General features: G+C 31.9%; 15 protein-coding genes. 14 read left to right on the forward strand and 1 reads right to left on the reverse strand.

Going from position 1 to position 17059, the window contains the following annotated elements; all coding sequences use genetic code 11:
* Window positions 1–74: 74 nt before the first annotated feature.
* Window positions 75–656 (reverse strand): LemA family protein, encoded by a 582-nt coding sequence (locus tag LUA86_RS03675; RefSeq protein WP_231459213.1) that lies wholly within the window; start codon window positions 654–656, stop codon window positions 75–77.
* A gap of 4 nt (window positions 657–660) precedes the next feature.
* Here LUA86_RS03675 and LUA86_RS03680 point away from each other — a divergent pair, with 4 nt between their 5' ends.
* The 14 genes from LUA86_RS03680 (at window position 661) to LUA86_RS03745 (ending at window position 16964) form a co-directional block, all read left to right on the forward strand.
* Window positions 661–1017 carry a hypothetical protein gene (locus tag LUA86_RS03680; RefSeq protein ID WP_231459214.1) on the forward strand — a complete coding sequence of 119 codons (357 nt, stop codon included), beginning with the start codon at window positions 661–663 and terminating at the stop codon, window positions 1015–1017.
* 371 nt (window positions 1018–1388) lie between these two features.
* Window positions 1389–2204 (forward strand): hypothetical protein, encoded by an 816-nt coding sequence (locus LUA86_RS03685; RefSeq protein WP_231459215.1) that lies wholly within the window; start codon window positions 1389–1391, stop codon window positions 2202–2204.
* A 249-nt stretch (window positions 2205–2453) separates the two neighbouring features.
* Window positions 2454–2780: a hypothetical protein gene (locus LUA86_RS03690; RefSeq protein ID WP_231459216.1), complete on the forward strand. Its 327-nt coding sequence runs from the start codon at window positions 2454–2456 to the stop codon at window positions 2778–2780.
* Entirely contained in the window at window positions 2767–4599 is a 1833-nt protein-coding gene (locus tag LUA86_RS03695) for a hypothetical protein (protein WP_231459217.1), read from the forward strand. Before LUA86_RS03690 ends, LUA86_RS03695 begins: the two co-directional genes overlap by 14 nt.
* Before the next feature lie 677 nt (window positions 4600–5276).
* Window positions 5277–5789, forward strand: coding sequence for a hypothetical protein (locus LUA86_RS03700; protein ID WP_231459218.1), 513 nt, complete (start codon window positions 5277–5279; stop codon window positions 5787–5789).
* 322 nt (window positions 5790–6111) lie between these two features.
* The gene (locus LUA86_RS03705; protein ID WP_231459219.1) at window positions 6112–6744 is read left to right on the forward strand and encodes a hypothetical protein; all 633 of its coding nucleotides are present in this window, start codon (window positions 6112–6114) and stop codon (window positions 6742–6744) included.
* A 32-nt stretch (window positions 6745–6776) separates the two neighbouring features.
* On the forward strand, window positions 6777–7190 hold the full coding sequence (locus LUA86_RS03710) for a hypothetical protein (protein WP_231459220.1): 414 nt from the start codon (window positions 6777–6779) through the stop codon (window positions 7188–7190).
* Window positions 7191–7878: 688 nt separating this feature from the next.
* The gene (locus tag LUA86_RS03715; RefSeq protein ID WP_231459223.1) at window positions 7879–8592 is read left to right on the forward strand and encodes a hypothetical protein; all 714 of its coding nucleotides are present in this window, start codon (window positions 7879–7881) and stop codon (window positions 8590–8592) included.
* Between the two features lie 836 nt (window positions 8593–9428).
* Window positions 9429–12458, forward strand: a complete 3030-nt coding sequence (locus LUA86_RS03720; protein ID WP_231459225.1) for a metallophosphoesterase — start codon at window positions 9429–9431, stop codon at window positions 12456–12458.
* A gap of 188 nt (window positions 12459–12646) precedes the next feature.
* A complete protein-coding gene (locus tag LUA86_RS03725) occupies window positions 12647–13105 on the forward strand; it encodes a RadC family protein (RefSeq protein ID WP_231459227.1) in 459 nt (152 codons plus the stop codon).
* Between the two features lie 387 nt (window positions 13106–13492).
* Window positions 13493–14308 (forward strand): trypsin-like peptidase domain-containing protein, encoded by an 816-nt coding sequence (locus LUA86_RS03730; RefSeq protein ID WP_231459229.1) that lies wholly within the window; start codon window positions 13493–13495, stop codon window positions 14306–14308.
* A gap of 81 nt (window positions 14309–14389) precedes the next feature.
* Window positions 14390–15460 carry a nuclease-related domain-containing protein gene (locus LUA86_RS03735; RefSeq protein ID WP_231459231.1) on the forward strand — a complete coding sequence of 357 codons (1071 nt, stop codon included), beginning with the start codon at window positions 14390–14392 and terminating at the stop codon, window positions 15458–15460.
* Between the two features lie 419 nt (window positions 15461–15879).
* The gene (locus LUA86_RS03740; protein WP_231459233.1) at window positions 15880–16416 is read left to right on the forward strand and encodes a hypothetical protein; all 537 of its coding nucleotides are present in this window, start codon (window positions 15880–15882) and stop codon (window positions 16414–16416) included.
* A gap of 101 nt (window positions 16417–16517) precedes the next feature.
* Window positions 16518–16964 carry a hypothetical protein gene (locus tag LUA86_RS03745; RefSeq protein ID WP_231459235.1) on the forward strand — a complete coding sequence of 149 codons (447 nt, stop codon included), beginning with the start codon at window positions 16518–16520 and terminating at the stop codon, window positions 16962–16964.
* The last annotated feature ends 95 nt before the right edge of the window (window positions 16965–17059 follow it).

The following is a 17059-nucleotide window of genomic DNA, read 5'->3' on the forward strand; positions in this document are numbered from 1 at the left end:
TAGGGTTAATTAAAAAGGGTAACAGATATTTAATTAAATAAACACCCATTACCCTTAAATGTATTTAAAGAATATTAAAATTCTACTTTAGGTGCATCTTTTGCTGTTGCATCAGCTTCAAAATAACCTTTTGCCTTAAACCCAAACATACCTGCAGTTAAGTTATTAGGGAAAGATCTAACCTTGGCGTTGTATTCCTGTACCGCATCATTAAAATCTTTGCGGGCTACAGTAATTCTGTTTTCAGTACTTTCTAGCTGTGCAGATAAATCACTAAACTGTTGTGTGGCTCTCAATTCAGGGTAAGCCTCAGTAATAGATAATAATTTACCTAAAGCCTGGCTTAACTGCCCTTGTGCTGCCTGATATTTTTGTATATTTTCTGGCGTTAAATCATCAGCGTTAACAGTCATTTGAGTAGCTTTTGCACGAGCTTCTACAACAGCAGTTAGAGTACCTTGTTCAAATTTTGCTGCACCTTTTACCGTGTTTACTAAATTCGGAATTAAATCTGCTCTTCTTTGATATTGGGTTTGAACAGTTCCCCATTTAGATTTTACATTTTCATCAAGCTTAACCATGCTGTTATAACCGCATGAACTTAAAGTGGTTACTGCAATAAAAGCAGCTAAAATTCCAAATACTAATCTTTTCATTTTTATGGTTTTTGTTTTTGATTTAATCGAATTTTCTTCAATTTACAAATTAGATATCAAAATCTGTACCTTTGTTACAATTCAGGATAAAAACCTGACAGGTTGTATGCAAAAAGATATCGAAATTACCCTGCTCCCACATCAGGTTGAGCAAGTTGAGGCCATCAATCAAAAGCTCGAAGAAGCCTTAAAAATACCACAAAAGCGCATTCATGGCTTCGAAATTCTGAAAAGATCAATAGATGCAAGGTCTCGAAAAGTTATCTACCGTCTTCAAATAAAAGTTTACATTGATGAAAATCCTCAAACCGAAATTCATACGGTAAACTATCAAAATGTCAGTAATGCGCTGTTTTACTAGAAAAATATAATTGTTTTGTAACCAAATAGTACACTTTTGATTACTTTTTCCGATTGATTTTGATTACTTTTTTGTTGCCATAAATAAGTGTTTTAAATTTCTGTTTATCAATTGTTTGCGTTAGTTTTAGTGCTCTGTAAAAAGTTCGGCAAATTCATAATTGATGAATATTTGTGATTATAAGTTCAAATATAATAATACACTAGTTAATCTTCTCAAATAGAAATCAACATATACTACAATATCCAATTCCTAAACACTCCCCTTAAAATAAGGAATTAATCTAAATTCTGGATATTTCAAAACTTCTGCCCTTATAAATGGCCCCGTAAAGATTTCTTCAATATATTCGAGCAATCAAAATAAAAGTTATGTCATTAATCAAAGCTCAGTTTACTCCCAATCTCGAATTATTAAAACGGTATATAGCAGGCTGGGAACTTAATACCTCCATTGAAAGAGGTTATGCTCAGCTTGAATTAGCACTTGATGAAAAGCAGTATCAGAGATACTATGATGGCTTAAAAGGGGTAATTGCTAAATACAATTTAAGTGATTTTCAAGAGGAGCTACTTTATATAATTTTCAGAGAGGATGAGACATTAGGAGACAATCTTCGAAATGATCAGCAGCGTCATGATTATCTTGAAAATACAATTGAAGTATCAAAGTTTCTATTAGCTTTCAAGAATTCTGGAGATAATCCTAGTTTTCAAATTGGAGTGAAAGAAAATGTTGGCACTCATCTAATGCCCATTAACAAAACACACTTTATTAAGAGTGCTCAAATATCTACTTGGATGTGTCAGTTAATTTGGGATGCAATTGAAGCAGGAAATCTACCTTACGGTCTTGTAGACGAACAATCAACTGAAAACATATTTGGTTCAGCTTACTATGGTAATCAAGCACCAATTAAAATTGAAAATCTCGAAAGAGGAGCAAATCTAGAGAATAAGAAATTTTCTGTTTACAGGCGAAAACGATATGTGGAATTCTGTTATGAAATTAAAAGTTTTTTGGAAGAATTTACATCTCTCAAAACTCCAGAAAATGTGAAAATCTCTGATGAACAAGCTAAATTTTATTTTGATGTTCTCAGTGTTTTGGATTATTTGAGTTCTGAGAAAATAACATCTGAACCAAAGGACTATATTAGTCAAATGTTCAGGAATTCCGAAAGATAAATTGCTGACTATAAAGGAAATAAAAACACTAAAAACTCTTCATTTTCTATTTCCTTCCACCCTTTAAAACCTCGACAATTTTGCATTGCGTTATCAAATTAACGCTACATAAAAATGCAAAATGAAGATAAAATTTTACACATCTATCAAGCTAATAAAGTGGAAGGTAGAAGTGAATTCTGTCCAAGAAAAGGGACTTACAAAATCATTTCTGTTTATCAGGGCAACTGTCTAAATAAACCAGCAACAATGGCAACAGCTTATTGGAAATTGGAAACAGATGATGCCTACACCTCACAGGTTTTCACTATTCAGTTAGAGTCTTTCAAGACTACACTACAGCCATTAAATACTGAGAATATCATTGGTAGAGAAATTGAGATTACCAAAGCTACTTGGTTTCCCAAATTAGTATTTGCCATTAGTTGGGAATTATTGCCACTTGGTAAGATAAGCATTGAAGAGGTAAATAAATTTTTGAACGAAAATTCTTTAAATGTAAATCTTGACGATTTCGATGAACTTCCATCAGTATTTATAGAGAAAGGAAAGGAGGGTGAATATGGTAACCTATAACTTGTCTCTAACTACTAGATGGATTACCGACCATCCTCATTTTAAAAATGGTACTCCATCTAACCGCATTATCTATAAAACGCTATGTGGACTTGGAGCAACTCATGGTGAAGCTCTGATTTATAAACGTCACAGTATAATTTTATTACCAAATACACCAGTTCTTATTGGGAAAAAGACTGCCAGAGAACCTGATGGAAGTCTGAGTTATCCTAACATTTTCATTGTTTATGAAGATGTTAAGGCTGAGGAACTTAAAACATACTTAAATGACGATTCTATTGAATTCAAGAAGATTCTTTGTACACCAGAAGCCTATAAGCACAAAGTGAGAGAAACGATTATAAAAAATGAGAAGTATGATTTGTTCAAAGACTTTTTTATGCTTATTGACGAATGCGATTCATTAGTTAAGACGGTATTCTTTCGTGGTAAAATTGTTTCTCCACTTACAGACTTCTTCCAATTTGATAAAAAGGCGATGATTTCAGCAACACCCATCATACCTTCAGATCCAAGATTTGAACAGCACAAATTTAAAGTTTTAAAAGTTGTTCCACAATTTGCATATAAAAAGCATATTGATATAATACACACAAATAACATTGCTGCTTCACTTAAACACACCTTAAGTCAAAATCCAGAGCAGCAAATTTTTATCTTTTTGAATTCAACAAAATTGAGTGCTAAATTAATCAAGAAGTTAGGCATTGAAAAGAAAGCGAATATTTATTGTTCTGAAGAGAAAGTGAGAGAACTTAAGAAAAAAATGGGTATTCGTAATGCAAAGTCAGAACTTAAAGATTTGAAAAAATACAATTTTCTAACTTCTAGATTCTTTAGTGCCCTTGATATAAAGCTAGGAGAAATTGCTAAGCCTACTGTGATTATGATTACAGACTTACACAGAGCGCCTTTCTCATTGCTAGACGCTTTTAGTGACTCAATTCAAATAGTGGGAAGGTTTCGTGATGGAGTTGAAAATATTATACATATAACAAATACAAAACCAGATATAGAGTTTAAGACTCCCCTCCAAGCAGATAAACAAATCTCAGAGTCTTATGAATGTTTTAAAAAATTACTTGAAGTTAAAGGTGATTCTCACACAGAGTATGGATTAATAACTGCAAAACAGGCAATAGAACGCAATGATTTTTTCAAATTCACCGAAGAGACGGGCTCACTTAGTTATTTTGCTTGCGACAGTTTTCACTTACATCAAAAAATCAAATCACAGTATAGAAACATCACCATTCTTGCAGAAGCATATATTGAAACAAATTATTTCATTCCAAAAGTTTTAAACAGATTATATGATGCAGATGATGCATTAATTGACATCTTAGAAACGGAAGATATTAGCAGAGCAAAGTTAAATGAGGCAGTTGCAACACTTTTATTATATTATGCTAATAGAAATAATGCAATACAAATCCCGTGTGTTGACGAAGAACTAGCTAATAAATTGCGATTGGATTACCCCGTTCAGGCTAAATATTTCGATAAGCTTGGTTATGCAAAAATGAAGGCTCTAGAGTTCAATGATGCAAAAATGAGTAATGAAGTAAATATGCTTAATAATGAGAATATTCTTAGCAATCCTTTGTTGATAAAAGCAGTTAAATCTTTGTACAAAGTGGGCGATAACGTTCTTAAAGCTGAATGTAGAAAATCAATCGGAGAAATATACTCAGAATTTGGGCATCATAAATCGATTAAATCTACAGAAATCCAAAAATACTATGAAGTTACTGATTCAACAATGAACACTACACAAGGGAAAAAACATAAGTGGGGAATTCTAGCCATCAAATAAGAGATATCCAAAAGTTAGCAAGGTTCCTATTATTACACCCTAAGTTTTCATTTTGGATATTTCTGAAGGGCACCAATTAACATTGGTGCTTTTTTTTATTATTGCCCCTCCTAAAAAGTAAGGTGGTGCAAAAAAAAAATAATTGTAAAAAATTTTGAAAGTGTGAATTAAAGACACCCCCAGTATAGAAAATCACCCCCTTCCTTTTATTTGAGGAAAATGTTTTACCCTGACTTTTTATGAGGGCACAATTTCCAACAATTTTAAATCAGTGAGCTAATCAGGAGGTTAGGTTATTGACGCCAAATTTCCATACACTTTTCAAAACCTAAATTTTAGGCATACATATATTATACTATAGCGCTATAGCCTGCTAGAAAAACCAATTCAGACTTCGGCTTAAAAATAAGTACACCACGACAAAAAATCGTGGTTTTTTTATGCTCAAAAATATGAAATGAACTAATAAACCATCGTAGAATGACTGATACGTAACATGCTGAAACACGCATTACGTTATTTGGAACATGATTCCTTAATGAAAGCAGTTAATGACAGGGAGTAACTCTGGTAAAGGTAAAGCTCAAAAAACCCAGTTCTACGATGGTTCTCATCGCACAATCAACAATTACCTCAGTCGGGGTAATTTTCTTTTTAATCACTTTATACTTTAAAAAATGAAAACACAAACAAAGCGTAAGACGCAAACAAAAACACAATTCGTTGCAATCACTAACGACGTTCAGTTGACTAATCAGGAAGTTGAAAAGGCTTACACATTAATGGCTCAGAAAGCCACAAGTCTACTTACTAAATTTGATGTGAATAAATTTCGTACTTATTGTGAGATTGAACATACTAAAAACGAGCAAAACACCAATTTGGTAAAAGAGTTTCTGTGCTACTTCTTTAATATCACATTAAGCATGAGTCCAAAGGATGGTAAATTTTACATCTTTATTGATTTAGGACAGGAAGCACTAGAGAAGTTTGGAAGTAATCTAACAAATCAACTTCTAAGGTATTGTTATGAGGTAACACAATCAAATGATAATACCAGTGGTATTGAATACGCTATTAGAATAAACTTTCTTCCAGCTGAACAACTTCATAACTTCTTTTATCGCAGAATTGCTGAGGGAGAAACAGACTATGTAAGCATTTTCGTAGTTGAACAGCAACCATCTTAAAAATAAATAAGGCATAGCAATATGCTTTATTTAATTCCGCTTATTATCTTTACATCAATCAAAATTAAAGATATAAGAAAGAGAAATTAATTCATTTAAAATATAAGCGTTAGCTTAAATGTCCTGCTTTAGGAATCGGCAAAATTCAAATACACAGGGACAGATGAGTGCAACGCCTACGCGATAAGCGTGGGGTTGTCTTGTTTGTTGTGTAGGGTTTTTTGCCGAACCTCTAAAGCGCATTCAAGTTCAGTCCTGCGCTTATTGTGTTTAAAGGCATCGATTAGGGACTATTCGAATACTAATCTCAACGCAAATTATCATGAGTAGTTACTCTGACAAACAAAAAGAATTGGACAATGCGTCCTACGCTCTTTATGAATCAATTAATCAGTTTACAGAACTGATTGATAAAACTGGGGGAATTATTACACTTCAAGCAAAAAATCTTGGAGACAAGATTGAAGATAAAATACTGAACTTACATCATCTAGCTGAAAAGTTTGAAGCATCTCATCATCAAATATCTTGGGCAGGTAGTTCGATGCCCTCAAACCAACTATTTCAGATGATTATCCTAGTACTTGAAGAGGAGATTGAGAAACATACAACATTTAGATTTTCTAGGCTTGATGGGATCCTAAGGGATAAATCGCCATATCAAGAGAAAGCTCACAGCACAGAAAAAATACAACCGAGTTTTATTAAGAATATTAACGGTCTACATAGTAGAATCAATGATCAGAAACAAGACATGATTTTTGAGATGATACCATCTATGTTAATTTTTGGCTCGCAATTCCTTTTAGCTACTGTCGGTTTATACGGTGCTTACTATTTTAAAGACTTCTCTGATTCATTTATGTTTTGGCTTTGCCTGATTTTTGGCTGCGTTTTTTCTATTTCAACGATAGCTGCACTAATCGGACATTATGGAAAAAATAAATCATTATGATTTCAATTTACATTTTATCAGTGATTGAGGTTGTGAGTACTACGATCTTCAATCCATCAGATTACAAGCCTAGGAAAAATGATTATGAGGATAACTTGAGAAACGAGCTCGATTATATGAAAAATTATAATGGTCTATACCCAAATAAAGTAAAGTTGCTTGGGAATAATCTACTTACTAAGCGACTTAAAAATTTAATAAAAGATAGATATAGTTTTTTAGTAAAGACTTGGGCAGTTGAAACACCAATAGAGATCAAAAATAGTATGTTTTCAGCTTGGGGTTGTCAACAACATAATTGTAGCAACACCAATTTTATAATCGTTGTAGATTTTAAGAAGAATGTGGTTTATGTTGGCATCAGAGAAGAAGAAAATGTAAAAATCTATTCTGAGGATGGAAGCAGTAATATTTTGGTAAATAATTGGGCAAAAAGAATAAGTTAATCCCATCCTAAATTCCTCCCTCTCTCATTTAGTGGCTTACAGCGAGAAAGGGAGGGTTTAGTCTTTATGTAGTGCTGTGGATTCTGTACTTCACATTTATAAGGGGCAGTGCTTAACTTTTCTGTAAGTGGTTCTTGGGTTAAGGTTGTTGGTTAAGGTAGGAAGATAGGCATTCAGCAAGACTAAGCTCACGAAAAACAAACACGCCATCATTTCATTCTGTCATGGTTTTTCTTTTGAGCAAGCGGTTGCTTCATAAAAGCTTTCTCTATATTTATCTAGGATTTTACTTCATTTCATCCTGGATAAATCTAATCGCTTTTCACTTTTCAGCTCACCTGCGTAATCGAAAATGCTTCACGACTGTCATGATATTTATTTAAATATCTCGCCAATCTCTTGTGTTAAGACATAGATCGAACCTCATTGCTACGCAATTACCAGTTCTCACACATTTTCTCAGTTCGCAGACGGTGAGCATAATTTTAGGCGCATAAATCAAAGCAAAATTGAAATATCATAAAAAGTGGAAGTCAATTTGATGATTTATAGAATTTTATATACTTTTAAACTTAATAAATAATACGCTCCTCTCAATCGCCAATCTACCCACTCCTGGGCAAATTTGCGCTATAGTTTAGCGTCTAAATTTTAATTATCAAAAAACTAATTCTCTTAAACAACGATTATGAAAAAAACAATTACGCTCTTTATTATTCTTTTGTCTGGCATCAACATTTATGCCCAAGAAAATATAGATTTATTAACATACGAAAACACCCAAGACATTAATTTTTTCAGCTCAATTAAAAATGGTGTTCAAGTAAAAGAGTATGTAACGGTTAGCAAGAATAGTGTAAAGTTGGGTGATACTTTGACATTAGGAACGCCCACTTCTGAAGAAATGAGCACAAGGACTTACTCGGGCAGTTATGGTGCTAGAGCAAGAGGAGGTGTAGCACAATCTAGAAGTACTTCTAAAAAAACTTACGAGTTCATACAAATGGGAAGACCTGCTGGGTTTGGAAGTATAATGTCTGCTATGAATGGGGATGCGCAAAGTATGGCAGATAATAGTCTAAAAAATACTATTGTTGTTGTCAATGAAATAAAAACATATCATAGAGGTAGTAAAAATAAGCCTTTGTATGTCGTTATCGTTTTAGGTGAAATAAATGGTAGAGCTTTTGGTATAAATAAGTATTTAAGTGCAATGGATACAGAGTTAGCTATTGAGTCTGGTGAACTTTTGTTGAAAAATAGAAAAATGACTAGAGATGAAGCTATTGCTAAATTAAAACAAGCCAAAGAATTAACTGAAATTGATATGATGAGTAAAGAAGATTTTGAAAAATTAAAAAAAGAACTTGCTCCAATTATTACCTCTAAAACCAAAGAATAACACTTCCCAAAATCAGTTTTGTAAAAGTTATGAGGCTTAAAATTTAGAAATTTGGCTCTCCTAAAATTATCGAGAAATAATTCCCCTCATCTTTGTAAGGTCCAACTGATGCTTGACTTTTCAAGTATCCAAAATTAGAATCAGCCTCTTAAATTAAGGAAAAATCAAAAACTCTGGATATTATTAATAAGCAGATACATGTTAATGCATCTGCTTATTTTTTCACTTTGGAAAAGTAATTGAGTTAACGTCAAAATCACAAGTAATTTACTCGTGGTAACCTAAATTATACATCAGTTATTTCCAGATATACGTGATTAAATACGAAGTCCATTAAATATTGGTTTTGAAAATAGGATTCGTAATAGTGCTGCGATTCAGACTTTTGTTCAGGAATTGGATTGGTAATTACCCCTCGTAAAGGTAGAGGGAAGTTTTCCAATAGATTTAAATGGGCAAAAGTTTAAAATTTTTCTATCCGTAAATATCCAGAATTATAACCTACTCCTTAAATAAAAGAATTAATCAAATTTTTGGATAATGCTTGACAAATCTCTAGAGCAATAAATCCTACTACGGTTTCCCGTACTTCCCATCAATAGTAATAGGTTAAATTCACCAAATGTAACAGTGAAGCCGAAAACTGCTATACTGAAAAAACTAGCAAGGATCACTCGAACTCAAAAATAATTAGATCAGTAATCACAAATTACATTCATTTATAACAAGTTTTTCTCGCCAGTATTTCTATATTTGGTTTCCACTAAAATCTCAAATAAACGCATTCATTATGTTTCTTCCAAAGCTAAGGATCAGATGTTGCATAGCTCTCTTTTATGAATAAAATTAAAATAATTCATATTTCGGATATTCACTTCGAAAAAAATGAACCAGAAAACCAAGGATTAGTAATTTCGAGTTTCTTTACAGATTTATATAATAAAATCGACACGAAAGATAGAGAAAATACCTATTGTATAATCTCTGGAGATTTGGTAAATAAAGGAAATTCAGACCAAATTTTTAATGACTTCTACGACAATTTTATAATTAAGTTAACGAAGGTTGTACCAATAAGAAATATCTATGCTTCGCCAGGGAATCATGATTTGAATCGAAAAATAGTTCAGGAGAATTTTGATGAACATAACAAAATAGTATCTAAAGAGATCAGTGAAACTGAATTTAACAACTTCATTAAAACCGAAGAAAATCTCATAGTTAAGAAATTTTCCTACTATGCTAATTTCTGTAGAGAAAAACTTCATCTACCAAATTTTAATCTATTAGGATATTATCAAAACCCTATTCCTGAGATATCTATTTACTTTTTGAACTGTTCTCTTTTTTGTTATGGAGGATTTAATGGGATTGAAGATAAGGGCTTATTAAAAATTGAGACGTCAGGTCTAAATAGTTGGATTCAAGAAAATTCTGGCAGAACGAAAATTCTTGTAATGCACCATCCACTTGAACATTTATCAACGTTCGCAAAGTCAGAGATTAAATCAATGTTGATAAATGACATTGATATATTAATTTCTGGTCACATTCATGAGCAAGAACTTGATCACAACTATATCTCCGAAAACCATGGACTTATAAAATTAGGCTCACCACAATTATTTTCAGATAAAACTGATCTAAATGGCTATTCTATTTTAAGTTTTGAGGATGGAAAAATAGACTCCATTGAATATCGACAATGGGTAAAAAGGCAAAGGAAATTTATGTCTGGCCAAGAATTTTCAAGTTCAGAAAATGGTGTTCGGAATTTTACTAAAATTGAAACATCAACGCAAGACATCATACTTCAAAAACTTCATAATAAGTTGCAAAAATCGATGAAGTCTTATTCAATCACTCCAAACTGGGTTGAGAGAACACTTAAATTAAATTCTCCTAGTTCTGGAAAGAAAAAGGATTTAGAAAGTCTTGATTACATCAATTTAATCAATAGGCCAAAGAATTATCAGATTATTGCTGCACCACAATTTGGACTAACATGTTATGCTAAGTACTTATCCCTAAAAGCGTGGGAAATCAAAAAAGAAAAATGGTTATATCTTGATGCTAATAACTGGACATATAGTAAATATCATTCAGATCTAGATGATGCTCTGACTGATTTTGGATATGAACTTGATTCAATCAGCTGTTTACTATTAGACAACTGGCAAAACACCTTAAAAGAATCTCATAAAATACTTGAAAACATTAAGAGAAAATTTCCTGATTCCAATATAATAATTTTCTCGAATTTTCATGACAACATAATCTTAGAAGGACTTGATTCCGAAGAAAGTCATGAGGGTTTTGAACAATTATATTTATGTGAATTAAAAAGACATGGGATACGGAGCATTGTTAGAAACTTAAACATTGATAATCAAATAGGTGAGGAAAACCGTGTTGTTGACAGATTGGATGTAGACCTAATTGATTTAAATATTCATAGAACACCAATAAACTGTCTTCAAATTCTTATTGCATTTTTGGATAATTTTGAAGAACGTCCAATTAATCGATCTAAAGTATTCAATCATGTTTTAAAGGTAATTTTCGACAATCCTGGTAACTTATTCTATGGCAATACTTTAGATGAAGAAAACTGCAGATTTATAATTGGTTTTTTCTGCGAGCATCTCTTAACAAATAATAAAGATTATTTCACAGAATCTCAATTTCATGACATTTGCGCCCCTTTTTGCAAAGAGAATTACAATACCACTAATACTTATGATTTATTAAGTGTTCTAAAAAATAACCAAATCTTGGTTCAATTAAATGGAAACCTAAGGTTTAGATTTTCATATTGGATATACTACTTTGCAGCACTTAGAATGAAAATTTCACAATCGTTTTCGGAGTATATGTTTAAAAAAAAACACTCTTTATATTTTCCTGAAATAATAGAATTTTATACGGGAATTGATGGTGCAAGGGAGGATGTAGCTAGAATGCTGATAAAAGATCTTGACACATTATCCAAAACAGTTCATGCAAAAGTTGGTGTAAATGAAGACTATAATCCGTTTGAGGATATCAAGTGGTCTTTGAATGAAACAAAGATAGGGGTCACTCAAGAACAGTTGATTGAAAATGTTCAGAATTCCAAACTACCTGATGAGATAAAAGATGTAGTTGCAGATAAAAATTATAATACAGTAAAACCTTATAGTCAAACACTAAACAATTTTCTTGAAGAATATGAAGTTAAAAACTTAATGGATTTAACAAAGTCAGCTTCGCGGGCTTTAAGAAATAGCGAGTTTATTTCAAGCAAATTAAAGGAGGATTTGATTGAAAAGATATTTTCAGGTTGGCAGGAAACCATGAGGGTTTTGTTCTTGATAGCTCCGATGCTAGCTAAGAACGGCTTTGGCGGAGTGGGTGGTGCAAGATTTAAACTAACTGAAGACTTTCCAAAAGAATACAATGAGTGTTTAAAAACGGTTATTACCTCTATGCCATATAATCTCAACCTTTGGTATAAAGACGATATATTTTCCGACAAACTAATACTCTTGATAAGAAAGTACATGCTAGAATTCCCTGATCCGAATATTCAACATATAATTGCCTTATTGGAATGCTCTACCCATCCAAAAGGTTGGAAGGATTCTATTTTAAATTATATCGAACAAATCGACAAAAATTCCTTTTATTTAGGAGACCTATGTCAAAACCTAATTAACAATTATTCATCGCTATTTATGAATGGAAGTGAATTGAGAGATACGGAATATTTGATTAAGGCTTGCTGGGCTAAACATCATACTGGTAGTCCCAAACCTGGTTTTGATACCGTCTCAAAAGTTTCCGATAACATTATTCCAACTAGAAACTTAAAAGATTTAGAATAAGAGCTTGAATCATTACTTTAAAGTCAATCTTCTATTAAATATTACACAAATATAAGTTTTCAACTCAATACATTTCAAGAAATTCCGGCATAAACACACCACCTCCCACACCATCTATTTATTCCGTTGCTTCTTGATTTAGTTGAGTTGAAAGCTTGCTCAAGTACCATAATTAATTAAATATTTTTATGGCACAAGAAACTCAATTTAAAGTAGCTGAAGTAAAAGTAAGCTATAAAGCAGATTACAAAATTACAGATAGGCCTAAGATTAGCCAATCTTCAGAGGGTTATGCCCTCTTAAAGCAACAATGGGATTCTAATAGAATCGAACTAGTAGAAGAATTTAAAATCATTTTGTTAAATACTAGCAATAGAGTTTTAGGAATTGCCGATATTTCTAGAGGTGGTGTAAGTGGAACTTTAATTGACCCAAAAATAGTCTTTGCGATAGCACTGAAAACTAACAGCAGCAAAATAATTCTAAGTCATAACCACCCTAGTGGAAACTTACAACCTAGTAATGCAGATATAGTTTTAACAAAGAGATTAAAGGATGGTGGGAAATTATTAGATATAGAAGTTTGCGACCATATTATAATTAGCAATTACGGTTACTACAGTTTTGCCGATGAATGCATGATGTAAATTTATTAGCTTGGGTTAATCACCCAGGCTAATTTTAATTTTTCTTAAAAAATGCCCCTCGCAAAAGAAAAGAACATTGCTCCTTCATTTTTATGAGAATTAACTTTTAAACATCTCTCCATATTTTTTAATATCCAAAATAGGAAACTTCCCTTTTAATATATAAATTGATTCAATTTTAAAGAAATTAATATCTTGTTGAAATAAATTAACAATCCTTTTAATCTAGCAATAAGCTGTGAATTAAATGCTACGAAATGCTAAAACATAGATTATAAACATTTTAAACACATACAATTATGACAACATGGCTGATTAATTGAATATTTTTCAATTCATTATTTCATAGGGTGATAAATTATAAAATAATAATAAGATAGTACATAAATGAAAATAAATCAAGATAATTTTTCTTATTCAATTCTACTTTCTGTTGATCAGGGGAAATCAAAAGGTTCAGGATTTCGACTGAAATATAAAGGCCTTAATTTACTCGTATCTGCAAAGCACGTTTTTTATGACGAAAACGATAATTTATATGGAGAAAGAGTAGTTGCAACTTGTCCATCGTCACCGTTAGGCAATGGAACAATTACTTTTGAAGTTGACTTGACGGAAGCAAAAATATTTAAGTCTGAAAATGCGGACGTATGTGTTCTCTTGTTAGGTAAAAACCAACATCTTACTAAGTCCGAAGTTCATTTGAAACATGAAACAGGTGATCATAAAAGACCTGCGACGCTAAAATTGGAGAATTATGTAACTATAATTGAAGAAAGTACTAAACATATTACTTCGGTTGATATTGAAGCAACGCGAGGAATTACTGAAATCGGTATTGCAAATGAAGTGTATCTCATGGGCTATCCCACATCATTAGGATTGGCAAATAATAAATATTTTGACAGCAGAAAACCCCTTATCAGAAAAGGTATCATTTCTGGTGTAAACATCTTTGAAGAAACTTTTATTATCGATTGTCCATCATATCAAGGTAATTCAGGTGGACCTATAATTGAACAAGGAGAGGATGGATATTTTAGAGTTATTGGATTGGTTTCGCAGTATATACCTTATGAGACTACGTGGTATAACAGTAGAGAACGCATTAAAAATATTGAAGTTGCAAATTCCGGTTTCTCTATTTGTGTGCCGTTTAACAAAATAGAAGAATTAATTGAACTACATATCGGCAGCCTATAACGCATGATTCAATTTGATGTGATATTTAATAATAATCCTCTCTTTTAGCAACGGGCAGACTAAATGTGTAGAACATATAATATGATTGGTTCGCTTGCTACTTTAAAATCACATTTAGAGGAGAACAACATTCGTGATTTCAAATCCCTAAAAGAAGTCATGACTTTTCAAAGTTCATATACCACTATCCGAAAACAATTAATCTCAATACATGAAAAACTTATTGAGGATGAGAAAAATTTGCTAAATACAGATTTGCAGCATTTAAACAAGACGATAGAAACTGAAAAGAAATTAGCGGAGCAAAGATTAATTGTTGAAATTGAAAATCTTAAACAACAAGTAGCCCTTTCAAAAAATGAAGAACCAGAAAACCTATTTGCGAAACTAAAAAAGAACGTTATAGGATGGAGTAACAAAAAAATACTTCAAAACAAAGAGCGAGATTTTGATAAGGAGATTATTAAATCAATTAAAAATCTTGTCGAGATTCAACAAGTCAAAAAGAATCGTTTAGAGTTTATAGAAACAAAATTTAATCAAGCTGTCAACGAAAGTGCCCAAACTGATTTATCAGAAATTGATAGAAAGAAATCAGTGATTGATGAATCAAGCAATTACATCTATGGTGCATTGGGTGAACAGAAAGTTGTAAAAACATTAGAAGCCCTATCTGACGATTATTATTTGATTAATGATTTTGACATTACCTTTTTTGATGCAATCTATAACAAAAGAGATAACGAATATATTAAGTCAGTGCAAATTGATCATATACTTGTAGGGCCATCAGGAATATTTATTATTGAAACAAAAAATTGGAGCGAAAAATCAATTGAAAATTTAAACCTGCGGTCACCAGTTAATCAGATCAGAAGGGTAAGTTTTATTTTATTTAAGTTTCTTAATAATGACATCGGAAATTTTCATCTAAATTTAGGTAAACATCACTGGGGTGAAAAAAAAATTTCAATTAAAAATGTAATCGTTCTGATTAGTACCAGACCGCAAGGCGAATTCCAATATGTTAAAGTTGTCAAATTGAATGAATTACTCAGCTATGTAAACTATTTTAAACCAGTGTTTTCAAAAGATGAAACACAACAAATTGCAGAATTTCTTTTAAAAATAAATGATCAGAAAACTATTTAAATATTGCAGCTCAAATAGTAGTTAATAAGAAGCAGCCCTCTTAAAGTAGAGGTAAATGTTACTATCTCTATAAGGGCTAATATCTGAACAGATGCCGTTGAAATATCCAGAATTTAATCCCCCCCTTAAATATACAAATTGATTATTTTTTTGGATACGCAATGTTAAATGAAATTTGATATCTTGCTGAACTAAATTAATAAACATGCTCATCTTCAATTTTTCCAATCTAAATGCTTATAATCGGTTTAAAAACGGATAAAAAGCACTCAAAATATGTAGTTGTTAAACTAACTAAAAACTCTTTGACGAATCGTAATCAAAAATTTCGCAAAGAATTTGTTGCGTACATTTAGAAGTTAGCGCTCATTTTATGTGTGTCCGTGCAAACATCAAACTGAGTACAAAAAATAGAGATTATGTGGACAACCCAAGTAATAGAATCAACTAAAGAAATTGCTGAGAGTTTTAAGATAGGACAACTAATTCTCCTAACCGAAAGCGACTTGAAAACTTCATTATCAAATAAAATAAGTGAGAAACTCAGTGACAATATCACGGTTAATACAGAAAGCCCTTGGTACGACACCTACGAAACCAACTCAACCTACTTTGTTGATATAACTGCTTTTGACAGGGAGAAACTTAAAATAACTTATGATCCATCAACGAACAGAAAAGGATATAAATACGATGATGAAGCTTTAGCAATTGAACTCAAATACTTTAGATATAAGGCAGACATTGAAGAAATCGCTGGAGACTTTAGCAAAATGCGACTATTGATTAAAGCCCCAAAAAATGATTGTTTCATTATTGCATCTGCTAGGACAACTGAACTATTTGACAGTGCAAAAATATTTATGGAAAATCAAATGAACACTTACAGAAATGAATACAGAGATAGGGTCAAAGTTTACTTATTTGACACGGAAAAAATAATTGAAATAAAATAATAATCGCAAGATGGCATGTGTAAAATATACAACTTGATCGGTTTACTTCAAGAATTGGTGAAAAATAATTATGAAATACATAAACATATAAATTCGTAATAATGAATTATACCCACCAAGAAATTTTCAACATAGGAATTGCTATAGCAAATAAGGAAATATCTAAATCAGATGGAATAGAACTATTAATAAAAAAGACAAATATTAATAAGGGATCAGCTCAGATGATTTTAGGGCAAATTTTCCCAAAGCTCTTTTTTGGTGAGGTATTTACAAGAACACTGAGTGCACAGCTTTTCGATGACCTACTTTTCCTTTTACTAAGAAACTACGGAACCGAGAAATTGGAAATAGCCGTTAGTGCATTAAAACAGCATATAGATTATATCCAAACGAAAGGTGATTCAAAAGTAAAGTTGAGAAAAATCGTCCAAAAATATAGTGACTTACTTATGCAATCTATTGTTGAAGACATAAATGAAATAGTTATTGATGAAAGAGAACAAAACGAGTTAGTGGAGTTGCTACATTTGACTGGAGGAATTTAGTCGTCAGATTTAGAAAGAAACTTTTAAATTTGATTATATGAGCAGACGAATGTTTGATGAATCCTTCAGGAAGATGGCAGTAGAGCTTTCTTACA

Source organism: Pedobacter sp. Leaf132 (assembly GCF_920984695.1).
In the GTDB taxonomy this organism is placed as follows: Bacteria; Bacteroidota; Bacteroidia; order Sphingobacteriales; family Sphingobacteriaceae; genus Pedobacter.

What these genes read in the sequence shown, in the direction of transcription:
- LUA86_RS03740 (WP_231459233.1), top strand. Translation starts at nt 15,880, where the DNA reads ATGTGGACAACCCAAGTAATAGAATCAACTAAAGAAATTGCTGAGAGT.
- LUA86_RS03685 (WP_231459215.1), top strand. Translation starts at nt 1,389, where the DNA reads ATGTCATTAATCAAAGCTCAGTTTACTCCCAATCTCGAATTATTAAAA.
- LUA86_RS03715 (WP_231459223.1), top strand. Translation starts at nt 7,879, where the DNA reads ATGAAAAAAACAATTACGCTCTTTATTATTCTTTTGTCTGGCATCAAC.
- LUA86_RS03695 (WP_231459217.1), top strand. Translation starts at nt 2,767, where the DNA reads ATGGTAACCTATAACTTGTCTCTAACTACTAGATGGATTACCGACCAT.
- LUA86_RS03730 (WP_231459229.1), top strand. Translation starts at nt 13,493, where the DNA reads ATGAAAATAAATCAAGATAATTTTTCTTATTCAATTCTACTTTCTGTT.
- LUA86_RS03700 (WP_231459218.1), top strand. Translation starts at nt 5,277, where the DNA reads ATGAAAACACAAACAAAGCGTAAGACGCAAACAAAAACACAATTCGTT.
- LUA86_RS03705 (WP_231459219.1), top strand. Translation starts at nt 6,112, where the DNA reads ATGAGTAGTTACTCTGACAAACAAAAAGAATTGGACAATGCGTCCTAC.
- LUA86_RS03735 (WP_231459231.1), top strand. Translation starts at nt 14,390, where the DNA reads ATGATTGGTTCGCTTGCTACTTTAAAATCACATTTAGAGGAGAACAAC.
- LUA86_RS03680 (WP_231459214.1), top strand. Translation starts at nt 661, where the DNA reads ATGGTTTTTGTTTTTGATTTAATCGAATTTTCTTCAATTTACAAATTA.
- LUA86_RS03675 (WP_231459213.1), bottom strand. Translation starts at nt 656, where the DNA reads ATGAAAAGATTAGTATTTGGAATTTTAGCTGCTTTTATTGCAGTAACC.
- LUA86_RS03690 (WP_231459216.1), top strand. Translation starts at nt 2,454, where the DNA reads ATGGCAACAGCTTATTGGAAATTGGAAACAGATGATGCCTACACCTCA.
- LUA86_RS03720 (WP_231459225.1), top strand. Translation starts at nt 9,429, where the DNA reads ATGAATAAAATTAAAATAATTCATATTTCGGATATTCACTTCGAAAAA.
- LUA86_RS03725 (WP_231459227.1), top strand. Translation starts at nt 12,647, where the DNA reads ATGGCACAAGAAACTCAATTTAAAGTAGCTGAAGTAAAAGTAAGCTAT.
- LUA86_RS03745 (WP_231459235.1), top strand. Translation starts at nt 16,518, where the DNA reads ATGAATTATACCCACCAAGAAATTTTCAACATAGGAATTGCTATAGCA.